The sequence below is a fragment of the Tundrisphaera lichenicola genome, from assembly GCF_051175385.1.
GTDB classification, from domain to species: Bacteria; Planctomycetota; Planctomycetia; order Isosphaerales; family Isosphaeraceae; genus Tundrisphaera; species Tundrisphaera lichenicola.
The window spans coordinates 5,773,065-5,785,203 of sequence record NZ_CP195106.1; the positions used below are offsets into that span (position 1 = coordinate 5,773,065).

Below are 12,139 nucleotides of genomic sequence, written 5' to 3' on the forward strand. Positions count from 1 at the left end.
GCGGATCGAGGACCGGAAGCATGCTGTTCTTTCGCGCCGACGATCAAGGGACGGGATTCCCGCCACCTCAGTCCTTCAGCTCGATATCGTACTTGTTCGTCTCCGGCTTGACCTCGAAGGTCAGGCCCGAGCTGGAGATCTGGGCATACTTCTGGGGGATGTTGCTCTTGGCGGTCTTGTAAGCCTTGGCGACCGACGCCTGGTCGGGGATGGCCGAGACCTCGACTTTGGCCTTCTCCGACTTCTTCTTGGAATCGGCATCAGCAGCGCTGAAATCGACTTCCTGGCTGGTCACCGTGACCGCATACTTGCCGGGGAATGCACCGTCGCCCGGGTTCTGAGTCGTCAACGAATAGGCACCGTTAGTGATCTCTCCCGTGGCACCCCGCCCGCCCCCTTCTTCGGGCAGGAAGGTGACGGAGCCCGACTCGAGCGGCTTGCCCTGATAGGTCACCATGCCGGAGACCGGATACCGCTTATCAAGGCCATCGTCCGAACAGCCCAGGAGGGCGATCAAGCTGAGGCCGCAGATGGTCGCGAGGCTATGCTTGGTGATCATGGTCTCAGATTTCGCGATGGGGATTGTGGTGCGAGTCTCGAGGACGCACGCCGGATCAGGATTCATGTGAAGCGGCGAGCATCGAACCGGATCGAGACGCGAAAGTTGAGGAGCCCCGGCGATCGTACGCCGGGGCTCGGAGCCCGAAGGATTGCAAGTCATCCCGGAGGATGTTCAGCAGGCCGAATCGGGCCGATCAATAGGCGTCGGCGCTGATGACTTCGCCACCGTTCCGGCTGCCGAGGGCGGCATAGGTCTGGCGGTTGATCGAGTTCTTGAGGAAGTGAACCGATCCGTCGGCGAACAGGAAGTTCGCCCCGCCCGGGTGGAGGCTCTTGAACCCTCGGCCGGCGTAGCTGGCACGAGTGTTCCAGGGAGCACCGGCACCGAAGCTGGTCATCGGCAGACCGGTGAACCAGTTGATGGGGATGGTCACGCCCGAGGCAGCACCGGTGGCGTCCCAGACGTTATTGTTGGCATCCTGGGCGGGCAGCCCCTCGCCGACCAGGATCGTGTTGCTCGTCCCGTCGGTGACGCCGGCCATGCTCGTCACGCCCATGGTCCGGTAGTCGGCAAAGCCTCGCATCGAACCGGTCTCGCCACCATAGTTGATGACCCCGGTGGTCCCCCAGAAGCCGTTCTGGCCGATCCTGAAGAGGATCCCGGAGGGAAGCGGGAGGGGCGTCTCCCAGGGATTCTGGCCGCTCAGCGGGAGGACGGCGTAGTTGTCGCCGAAGCTCATGTTGTAGTTGGTCGTGGGGACCTGCTGGGTTGTCGTGCCCGGACGCTGCGGGCAGTACATGGCATAGGTGCCGGTGATATTGTCGTTGAACGGCACGAAGCCCTGATTCGTCCCGTCCGACGGGCAGCTGTAGACCGCAATCCGGGAATACCAGGCCGTGGCGATGGTCTGGCCGCCGCCGTTCTGGAGCTGGAAATTGACCGCGTTATAGATCGGGTTCTGCTCCATGTTGGGGAGGATCAGGATCCGCCACGAGACATTGGAGTTGGACCAGGCACCCCAGCCGGCCTGACCGGGGGCCAGCGACATCGCGGCGGGCGGGAAGATGCCGATCTGGTCGTGGTAGTTGTGGACCGCGATGCCCATCTGCTTCAGATTGTTGACGCACTGGGTGCGCCGGGCCGCCTCGCGGGCCGCCTGGACGGCGGGGAGCAAGAGAGAGATCAAGACTGCGATGATTGCGATGACGACGAGCAACTCGATGAGCGTGAAGCCGAACCGACGACTGACCTGTCTGCGTTGCATGACGAGTTCCACCTGTTCGATTCAGAAAGAATGGGAGCGACTGAAAACGCACTGCTTTCTATAGACGCCGACTCCGAGAGCAAGGGCAACGAACCCAATCGCCCCAACCAAGGGGCCATCAGACCATCCCAACGATCGAACTCAAGTCATTCAGCGTACTAATGAATCTAGGTCCTGTTCGACGGGAACACCGAATAATTGCGAATAGGTAAAGAAACCCATACTCGCGTCTGCTTTATCTGGCAGACGAGCACGAATTAAAGTAACCTACATTCGTGTCGAAACGAATCAGCAACTCATCGGGTCACGAGAAACGAGACCTCGACAACGAAAGCCTAGGAGAAACAAACCAACTGGTGTCAACGACGACCACTAGTTTTCAAGGAAGACGAGGAAGGAGGGCGGGTGAGTTGCGGGGGACCGCCAGTAGAGCCTTCTTCGAGTAGATATAGTCACGTTAAGAGGATTCCACTAAAAAGTCAAGGCTGAACCAGTACTGTGGCGTTCGGGAAACAGCACGGATCTCTCCAGGATTCGCCGCTTCAGCATAAGAAAGCGAGGCAATATCACGGATGTCTCATCGGGGCAAATCCAGGCAGGGGCGGCACTTGATTCAATCGACGTGAAGACGAGGCGTCTGGTTTTAGCCCCGTCCGATCTTGACGCGAGCGGGATCGAGTCCTTTGGATCTTGCCTCCCTTTCAGGTGGCGAACGGTCGGCCCTGCGGGAGGAACGATGTGCCCGATCGGAAGCTGTTCGGATGACCTCGGTCATCGGATCCCGGATTCTTGAACGACCACCTCGAGGTCGTACGAATGCCGACCGCTTGTCCCCTGGCTGGATCGGGGGAGACGTGAGGGAATCTCGGCCGGGCCACAATCCGAGTGGCATCCGGCCGAGATCATCAAGAGCCGGACGATCAGGCGATCGCACGATCAGGATGGAGATCGAGGGTCGCGGGCGCGGGGGCATCGGGCGGCTGCTCATCGAAGAGCAGAGCGACTCGCCCGGGATCGGGAGGTGGGGTCAACAGGCTGACGATCACTCCGGCGGCCAGCGAGGAAAGCAGGCCCCAGACGCATGGCTCAAACCCGAGGAGATAATAGGCTCCGAACCCCTGAGGAGGGGGGCCGATTCCCTGATCGATCTTCTGAAAGCCGAGATAGGACCCGTAGGCGTAGAGAGCCAGCGTGGAGCCCGCCCCGGCCCACATGGCCGCCAGGGCCCCGGCGGCGGTCGCCCTCCGCCAGAAGGCCCCCATCATCACGGGCATCAGGAACGCGGCCGCCATCCCCGAGCTGGCGAAAACGACGATCAATTGCAAATACTTGGGGGGGTTCAGGGCGATCAGGGCCGCGAAGAGGCCGATCCCGACCGTCGCCGAGTAGCTGGCCCATTCGATCTCCCGCTCGGAAGCATTGGGCCGCAAGAATCTCTGATAGACGTCTCGGACCAGGCCCGATGCCACGATCAGCAGGAATCCGCTGACGGTGCTCATCACCGCCCCGTAAGGGGCCGCCAGGATCAGGCCGGCGATGTAGGGGTTGGCCAGGAGGATGACCAGTCGGGGCATCGCCTCGTCGGGCTTCTCCAGACCGGGCAGGATCGATCGCGCGGCGATGAAGATGAAGATGATCGGCACATAAATCAGGACGTTGTAGAGCGTCAGATAGAGGATCGACCATCGGAGTGTCCGAGAGTCTCGGAACGCCATCAGTCGAACCATGGTCGAGGGCTGGCCCATCCCCGTGATTGCCCACATCACGAAGAACGAGAGCGCGAGCCCTAATGGGTGGAAATTCCGCCCGGCCCCGGGTCCGAAGGCAAAGCCGTCACCGGCCAGTTCCATCCCCTTGTACGTTGCGGCCTCCAGGCCGCCTGCGGCATACATCGCCATCGGGAAGAGGATCATGATCCCGACGGCCATGATCAGGCTCTGGAAGACGTCGGTCCAGACCGCCGCGAGGAACCCGCCATAGGCGGTGTAGGCCACCACCGTCGCGGTGAAGATCGCCAGTCCGATGATGTACCCCATGTCCACGGTCACCGCGAGGTCCTCGGCCGAGGCCCAGGAGTATGTGGAGGACGGCAGGACGATCTTCATGATCACCCCGCCCGCCTTGAACTGGGGGACGAGGTTGCAGGTCAGGAAGAAGATGACCAGGAGGCTGGTCAACAGCCCCAGCGCGGGGCTTCCGAACCGCTCTCGGAGGAGGTCGGGCAGGGTGATGGCCCCGGTCTTCCTCGATAACTGACCGATCCGCTTGCCCAAGACGCCCAGGACGGTCAGGGGGGCGACCATGTACGAGGCGATCCAGAGGCCGACCACCCAGCCGAAACTGTAGACCAGCGAAGGGAACCCCATGAAGGTTCCGCCGCTCATCACCGCCGCGGTCAAGGCGACCGCAAGGGCACCCAACGAGCGGTTCCCCAGGAAATACTTCTGGAGAAATCCTGCCTTCTTGCTGGCCACGCGATTGGCCACCACCCCCAGGCCGAGCGAGACGAGGGTGAACAGCACGAGGGCCACCAGCGTGGCCGGATGGGCCTGGACTCCATTGGAATTAGGCATCGATGGCCCCTTCGCGAATATCCGCATCGAGTTCGATGGAGTGGTCGCGGCCCAGATCGTCATCGATCATGTAGAAGCCCGCGAACCAGACCGTGAACAGGGCACAGACGCCCCAGGGCACGATGTATCCCCAGAAACACCAGGAGGGAATTCCCAGGATCGGCCGGACGTCCGCCTTGGTCAGCGGATGCTCGGCGTCGCCGTATCCGAAGAGCCAGGAATAAGAGCAGCAATAGATCGTGCTGGCCAGCCAGGCCAGGCCGATGATCAGGCCCTCACGTCGGGCGTGTCGGAGTACTGTGTCGGTCTTGTCGGGCACGGCGGATCGGCTCCGAAAATCTCCGGGACGGGCGAGAAGCCGGGGGAGCGGCGGGATTGATGGCGGATTATCGTTGTCGCAGGTCCGGACCACATTCGCAACCGACCATCGCACGCTGAGGCGGGATTCCGGCTCCTCGAGAATGGGATTCCAAGGGCAATGCGTCCGGTAAGGGCCTGATGAGTCTTCCGGCTATTCCGATGGGATCGGCCTGGTTCGGTCGCTTCCCACCAGGATCCGGGTCTGAGGATGACTGGTCTTCCAGGAAGACCAGGTGGTCGCCTCGAGTTCTCGGAAGAGGCCGAGTTTCGTGCCTTTGAGTTCGCCGCTGACGCAAACGAGCCCGTCGGCCTCGGGCAGCCAGAGACTTTTCGTCCTCCGATCGTACAGCAGCGGCTTCCCGAGGCTCGGGTCGGAATTCGTCCCGTAAGCGTAGCCGGTCGTCCCGAAGGTGACCTCACGACCGCCCAGGGTCCGTTCGTAGAACTTCGCGGCACCCAGGCTCCGATCGTACACGATCGCGAAGGGGGTCGAGCCGTCGAGGTCATCGACGACCTCGATCTTCTTGAGAAGCTCGGCCGGGTAGGCTCGGGGACCATCTTCGAACGTGAGCCCGTAGAATTCCTGATTGTCGCGGAGCCGAGCCGACCGCTCTGAGTCGATTCCCTCGAAAATCGGGTAGTCGATTCCGGGATTAGAATCCCGCCCGAACCCGCCACTCAGCGACTCGACTCGGATGGTCGCGTCGGTCACGTCGTAATAAATCGCCTTCCCATCCTCCCCTTTCGCCGCCCAGAGGCGTTTCCGCCCGTCGGCTTCGGAGAGGAACACGGCGGGCCGATCATGATAGGATCTCCGGAGATGGACACCAAGATATCCGACGGGCACGGAATCCTCGGCCGCCTGCCGGGATTCCAGATAACCCTGAACCTGGGTCCAAAGCCGTTGCCCGAAGAAGAGCAACGCCGTCAGGCCTATCGCGAGGATCGCGAGGGCGGGACCCCACCGGATGAGGGATCGAGAGGCCTTGCGGTTCGGTTCCGCGGCGGATTCGCTGGGTTCGCTCATGGGACTCGGCTCGATGGGGGGTCGGGTCTCTGGAACGGCTCTGGATGCACGTCAGGGTCGCCCTGACGAATGACGAGCCTGGCGTCCACGGGGAGTTCGCCGTATTCGCTGATGCTTCCGTCGGGCCAGCGGATGATCGCCTTCTCGATGACGGAGGCCCCGCCCAGTCCGAAGTGGAGCGTGGGATCGGAAGCCCCCATGAAACCACCACCTCGGCGGACGACCGCCGACTGGCGAGGGCCCGGGCCGGCCTGAAGCTCGACGCGGGCCCCGATGGCCTCGCGATTCGGGGAGTTGCCGACCAACCGGATGGCCGATGCGTGGAAGTCGCGATTCCCTTCGTTAATCAGGAAGGCGAGCGGCCCGTCGATGGTGGTGACGACGAGGTCGAGATCGCCATCGCCATCGACATCCCCGGATGCGATGCTCCGGCCGGCCCGGACCTTGTCGAGCCCCGGGCCCCATACGGAGGTCCTGCCTCCGAACTCCAACGTCTCTCTGCCGAGGTTCTTCAGGAAGAGCGGAGGCTGCGCATAGATCGAGTCGGGAGTGAGCGGATAGACATGACCATTGACCTGAAAGAGGTCGAGCCAGCCGTCGAGGTCGAAGTCGGCGAGGACCAGGCCCCACCCGACGAACGGCTCGGTCTGGATGCTCAGGCGTGAGCCAACCGAGGCGTCGGTGTAATCCACGGACCCGCCGCCCAACAGTAATCGAGTCCCCTCGTGGTGGAAGTTCGTGTAGATCAGATCGAGCCGGCCATCGCGGTTCACGTCGCCGATCTCGACGCCCATACTCCCTTCGGGGGCACCCATCCGGTTCAGGGCCGCTCCGGTCTCCAGGGCGACATCCCGGAAGGTCCCCCGCCCGGAGCCTCGATAGAGCTGATTGGCCTGGGCATCGTTCAGGACGAACAGGTCGAGCTGGCCATCTTCATCCAGGTCGGCGAATGCGGCGGACATGCCCTTTCCGTCGGGAGAAGAGAGCCCCGCGGAAGTCGTGATTTCCTCGAACGTGCCGTCCCCTCGATTCCGCCAGAGCTGGTCGGGCTGCCCCGGCAACATCCCGGGGCCCTGGAAGACCTTCACCCCCCCGATGTGATCATGGAGCGGCGGAGGGTGGATCGGGTCGACGGTCACATAGTTCACCACGAACAAGTCGAGCCAGCCATCGCCGTCCACATCGCCCCAACTGGCCGCGACGCCCCAATCCTCCCCCGAGATCCCGGCCCTGGCGGTGACGTCGAGGAACGTCCCATCACCCTGATTTTGCCAGAGTGTGTCGGGACCATGCTGGGTCACGATCAAGTCGAGGTCGCCATCGGCGTCGTAATCGGCCACCCCAACCCCCTGCGCCCATCCGGTCCAGGCGAGCCCGCTTCGCGACGTGACGTCGACCCATCGACCCGGACCGTCGTTCCGGAAGAGCCAGGGCCCCCCCGCACAAATGACGCGGCCCGCCTTCACCTCGCTGCCGGGTGCCACGAAAAGATCGAGATCGCCATCGCCATCGAAATCGAAGAGGGCGACGCCAACGCCGAGCGAGTGGAGAACGGACGGCTTGTCCGGGCTCCCGCACCTGGTGACGACGTCGATGCCGAAGTCTCTCGCTCGGTCGACGAACCAGGGACCGATCGCGGGTTTGACGATCGGTTTCGGCGGTGGCAATTGCGTTTGAACCGGGACTGCGGGTGCGAATTCCACGCCCCCGGTCAACGCATCACAGCCTGCAACAGAGAGAGAGAGAACGGCCAGGATCAACCAGGCGGGCCAGCGAACCGAAGAACCGCCCGAGCCGGCCAGGGTCCTGGTCATTTGGCGTTCGCCTTCGTTTTCGGCAGCGGCTTCGCCTTGCCTTCGAGCGACCCCCGACGATATTCCGACCGCCGGACATCCTGATAATTCTGGCGGGCCGCCTCGAATTCCTTGCTATCCATCGCCGGCGTCGGTGCTTCGGAGCCGCAACCCGGAAGAGCAGCCAATCCTGACGCCGCGAGGAGAACCATCGCCGTCCGACGAGATCGATGCGAAACCATGATCTTGATTTCCTCTCCGAAGGGTCCGGGACGGGCGTTCAATGCCATGAATGTCTTGAGGCAAGAGGAGTCGGGGCCTCGAAGGTTCCCGACGTATTCGGCCGATTGCTCCGCCGTCGCGCCGGGATGATCGGACTCAGTACGAGTCGGCGGAAATGACTTCGCCCCCGCCTCGGGTACCCAGACTCATCCAGGTCTGCGGGTTGATGGTCTCCTTGAAAGCGGAGACGCTCCCGTCGCACTTCACGGCGTTGGCGATGCCCGGGTGATACGAAGAGGCGGGCTTCATGATGTACCACCAGCTGCTGGAGGACTGGGGCGTGCAAGCGTTGGAGTTGGGGGTCATGATCGTGTTGAAGCCGTTCCGCCAGATACTGCCTTCCAGCCAGGTGTAACCCTTGTAGCGCCAGGTCCCTCCCGAGGGAATCGGCCCGGCTTTCCAGTCGACCGCCTTGCAGGCCGCGACAGCCTGGGCGACCGTCGAGGAAGACGTGATCCCGGAAATGTCATAGACATCCGAGACGCGGGTCCGGGACGCGCCGCTCACCAAGGGGCCTGCTGCGCACTCGGCCGCCATCAGGGTGTTGCTCGTACCATCGGTGATCGCGGCCAGGGTGACGATCGTGAGAGGGGGGTCGACCGCCGGATCGTCCTGGATCGAACGCCCGAAGGCTCCATCCCAGGACCTCAACCTCGGCCACCAGGTCCCCCAATTCCAGGCGTAATTGGCCGCCCAGTAATAGGGGAACACGGAATCGGCCCGCTGAGCATAGACCTCCGAGGGACAGGTGTAAGTACTGACCCGAGTCTTGCCCGCGGTCGCGTTGGCCACGTCGCAGTCGAGCCATCGTGATTGCGGAGCCGAGAAATTCAGGGCGTTGTAAACGCCATTCTGTTCGAGGAACGGGAGGATCACCCCATTCGGCGCGATCGCGCCCGAGGATTCTCCCTGCGGGAAGCAGCTCCAGGTCTGCTCGTAGTTCATCACGGCCAGGCCGATCTGCTTCAGATTGTTGATGCATTGCGAGCGTCGGGCGGCCTCGCGCGCCGCCTGGACCGCCGGCAGGAGCAAGGCGATCAGCACGGCGATGATCGCGATGACGACCAGGAGCTCGATCAGCGTGAATGCGCGTCGGGGACGATTCACCATCGGAGAGTCCTCTCAAGAAGGGGGGCGAGAGTCTCGGAGCGGCGCATGATGCGACGTCCTGCGGATACAGGCGTGAACATTGGGGGAGGTGAGTGGAACGTCAGCCGTTAGATTGCTGGAAGCCTGGCGTCGAAGCCTCAGCTTGACTGTTCTCTGGCACAACGTCTGAGCAACGGTGCCTGGACCTGCTTTCCTGGGCCAACACTAAGTAACCTCGCCAGACCTTGGTGTCAACCACATTTGTTTAACGGAAGCAAATTAACCAAGCGTACCATCGATGATGGCAGGAACGAGCACCAAACGAGCCATCACGCACTCATGAAACAGGAACGGCATGATCACACGAGCTTTTGTTCGGCCCTGATTAGCAAGCCCGTCTACCGGACGGGCCGACTCAAGGCGTCTTCGAAGAATGTCGCGAGTTGCTCGGCGACGTACCGACGCCCTTCCTCCTTCCGGGAGGAGTGCCGCTCCTCGGGCAGGGGGAGCATCCGAAATCGTGTATCGGCCCCGATCAGGGCAGAGACTAACCTGGCCGTGTGTCGGAAGTGGACATTCTCGTCGAGCATCCCATGGATGACCATGAGTTCGCCCTTGAGGCGCCCGACCGCGTCCAGGACCGAAGCGTTCCTGTAACCCTCAGGATTATCGAGCGGGGTCCCCATGTAGCGTTCGGTGTAGCAGGTGTCATACCCATCCCAGTCGGTGACCGGGGCGATCGAGACGCCCGCGTGGAAGGTCTCGGGGGCCTCGGTCAGGCATCGGAGCGTCATGTAACCGCCGTAGCTCGACCCGCTCACCCCAACCCGGGTTGCGTCCACCTCGGGCCAATTCCTCGCGACGAATCGAACCCCATCCACCTGGTCCCGAACCTCGACCGAGCCCATGTTCCGGTGGATCGCGGCCTCGAAGGCGTGGCCTCGCCGGCTGGATCCCCGATTATCCATCTTCCAGACCGCGAATCCCCGCTCGGCGAAGTGCTGCGCGTTCAGGTCGGCGGTCAACGACCAGGCCTCGGGCACGTACTGGACATGAGGTCCGCCATAGAGGAGGACCACCAGCGGAGCCTTGGCCCCGAATGCCCTGGACCTCGGGGCGTAATAGGCCCCGTAGAGGTTCGTACCGTCTCGGCCGGTGAACCGGACGACCTCGGGAGGGGTCAACCGGAGCTGATCGACCCTCGGGTCCGACAGGGCCGCGTCGTCGAGCGGGGCGATCACTCTCCCATCGCGAGACATCAGGCGAGTCACGGGTGGGCGGCTCCGGCTGCTGAAGGTGTCGACGAAGGTCTCACCATCCCGGGCGATCACCGCGCGATGGGTCCCCGGATCGTTGCTGATCTTCCGGATCGGGCCGCCATCGAGCGAGACTCGATAAAGGTGGCGTTCGAGCGGTGTTTCGATGCCCGATGAGAACCAGACTTCGCGTCGGGCCGAATCGAGATGGTCGACGCCATCGACCGGCCAGGATCCCCGAGTCAACTCGCGCAGTTTTTTCCCGTCACGGTCATAGAGTTCGAGGTGACGATAGCCCGATCGCTCGGACGACCAGAGGATCTCGCCGGTCCCTTCGACCAGTCGAAGATCGTTGTGAAGGTTGACCCAGGTCTCCGCCCGCTCCTCGATCAGTACGGTCGATCGGTTCTCCTGGACGTCGACCCGGCAGAGGCGCAAGGAACGCTGGTCGCGCGAGAGGAGCTGCACCAGGAGTTCCGACGGCCCGGCCCAATCGACCCTCGCCAGGTAGAAATCGGGATGATCGACGGGCAAATTCAGCCAGCGGGTCTCTCCTCCTGTGGACGAGACGACACCCAGCCGGACCTTCGCATTGGCCGCTCCGGGGAAGGGATACCGATGGGTTTCGACCGAGTACTCGGCACCTTGATGGACGATCGAGTAGAGGGGGATCGCACGCTCGTCGGTCTCCTGATAGGCGATCTTCGAGCCGTCGGGCGACCACCAGAAGCCCCGGGAGCGGTCCATTTCTTCCTGCGCCATGAACTCGGCCAGGCCATGCGTCAGCCCTTCTACCGCCCCCTGGCTCAGGCGGGTCTCCTGCTTCGATCCGAGATCGAGGGAATAGAGCTCGTTCCCCCGGACGAAGCCGACCTTGGACCCATCGGCGTTCAGTTGGGGATCGATCTCGGGATCATCCGTGTCCGTGAGCCGTTCGAGCGGTCCATCCTGCCCCCGGAGGACGTAGAGATCTCCCCCGAGGGGGATCACGGCGACCTCGGCCTTGTCGGCCCGGACGATCTGGGTGATCCCGGTCTCCCGGAGCCGCTGGCGTTCGCGCCGGAGCGCTTCCTCACGGGAGACGTTGGCATCGGTATCGCCTCCGCCGGGGGGCCGCGCGACGACCCGAGGGGGACCTCCCGAGACCTCGGCCCGCCATAGGACCCGGCTCAGGCTGGCGGTCTCGGCTTTCAGATACGTGACCGCCTTGCCATCGGGGGTGAACCCGAAAGCGCCCGGGACGACCGACCCGGGAGCCGGAAGCCTGGCGACCGTCGTGGCGTCGATCTTCTTTCGCCCGCCGGCCAACCGATCGTCGGCCGATGAATCCGTGATTCTGGCCACCTGGCCTCCCCAGACGAGAAACGTAATCAAAGAAATGGGAAGAATCCGCATGGGTGCCCCGTCGGGTTAAGTCCGTGGGTCGTCATCACGAGATCCGAGGTCGGGCGGGATGGCGAGGGCCGACCGGAGTTCACTCCAGAGGAAGGGTGAGATGTCGACCGGTCGACGATCGGCCAGGCGTCGGAGGGCTTCCTCGGGCGACTCCCGCCCGATCGTCGCGAGTGCCACCGCGACGATGGCCGGCGAGCGACTGAGCCCCATCCCGCAGCAAACCAGGGTCGGGATCCGCCTCCTCAAGAGGGAGGCCACCGTATTCACGGCCAGGAAGAGGTGCGAAGGATCGTTTCCCGGACCATCGACGATCGGAAAACGATGGTACATCAAGCCCCGAGGAGGCGACAGGGGAGCTTCCTCGACCGCCACTTGGACCACGGCCTCGATCCCGGATTCGTGGAGGGCTCGGACGTTCGATCCGTCCCCGTGGTGGCCGACCCAGATCGGGTGGGGTGAAATCTGGTCGATCGTTCGAGCCTTCGACGGGACTTGCCGTATGATCCGAACCGGGGCGAATTGATGTTCCTGGCCCATC

General features: G+C 63.2%; 10 protein-coding genes. All 10 read right to left on the minus strand.

Annotation, left to right across the window (positions count from 1 at the left end):
• Window positions 1–67: 67 nt before the first annotated feature.
• Window positions 68–559, minus strand: coding sequence for a hypothetical protein (locus P12x_RS22655; RefSeq protein ID WP_435007166.1), 492 nt, complete (start codon window positions 557–559; stop codon window positions 68–70).
• Window positions 560–755: 196 nt separating this feature from the next.
• Window positions 756–1,826 (minus strand): DUF1559 domain-containing protein, encoded by a 1,071-nt coding sequence (locus P12x_RS22660; protein ID WP_435007167.1) that lies wholly within the window; start codon window positions 1,824–1,826, stop codon window positions 756–758.
• Window positions 1,827–2,746: 920 nt separating this feature from the next.
• Window positions 2,747–4,399, minus strand: coding sequence for a sodium/pantothenate symporter (locus P12x_RS22665; RefSeq protein ID WP_435007169.1), 1,653 nt, complete (start codon window positions 4,397–4,399; stop codon window positions 2,747–2,749).
• Window positions 4,392–4,718: a hypothetical protein gene (locus P12x_RS22670; RefSeq protein WP_435007171.1), complete on the minus strand. Its 327-nt coding sequence runs from the start codon at window positions 4,716–4,718 to the stop codon at window positions 4,392–4,394. Before P12x_RS22670 ends, P12x_RS22665 begins: the two co-directional genes overlap by 8 nt.
• 192 nt (window positions 4,719–4,910) lie before the next feature.
• Window positions 4,911–5,786, minus strand: coding sequence for a DUF3179 domain-containing (seleno)protein (locus tag P12x_RS22675; RefSeq protein WP_435007172.1), 876 nt, complete (start codon window positions 5,784–5,786; stop codon window positions 4,911–4,913).
• A complete protein-coding gene (locus P12x_RS22680; protein WP_435007174.1) occupies window positions 5,783–7,600 on the minus strand; it encodes a CRTAC1 family protein in 1,818 nt (605 codons plus the stop codon). The genes P12x_RS22675 and P12x_RS22680 overlap by 4 nt, the downstream gene beginning before the upstream one ends.
• Window positions 7,597–7,722 carry a hypothetical protein gene (locus P12x_RS22685; protein ID WP_435007176.1) on the minus strand — a complete coding sequence of 42 codons (126 nt, stop codon included), beginning with the start codon at window positions 7,720–7,722 and terminating at the stop codon, window positions 7,597–7,599. Before P12x_RS22685 ends, P12x_RS22680 begins: the two co-directional genes overlap by 4 nt.
• Before the next feature lie 235 nt (window positions 7,723–7,957).
• Entirely contained in the window at window positions 7,958–8,971 is a 1,014-nt protein-coding gene (locus P12x_RS22690) for a DUF1559 domain-containing protein (protein ID WP_435007177.1), read from the minus strand.
• Window positions 8,972–9,348: 377 nt separating this feature from the next.
• Window positions 9,349–11,550: a S9 family peptidase gene (locus P12x_RS22695; protein WP_435007178.1), complete on the minus strand. Its 2,202-nt coding sequence runs from the start codon at window positions 11,548–11,550 to the stop codon at window positions 9,349–9,351.
• 66 nt (window positions 11,551–11,616) lie between these two features.
• On the minus strand, window positions 11,617–12,138 hold the full coding sequence (locus tag P12x_RS22700; RefSeq protein ID WP_435007180.1) for a dual specificity protein phosphatase family protein: 522 nt from the start codon (window positions 12,136–12,138) through the stop codon (window positions 11,617–11,619).
• Between the last annotated feature and the right edge of the window lies 1 nt (window position 12,139).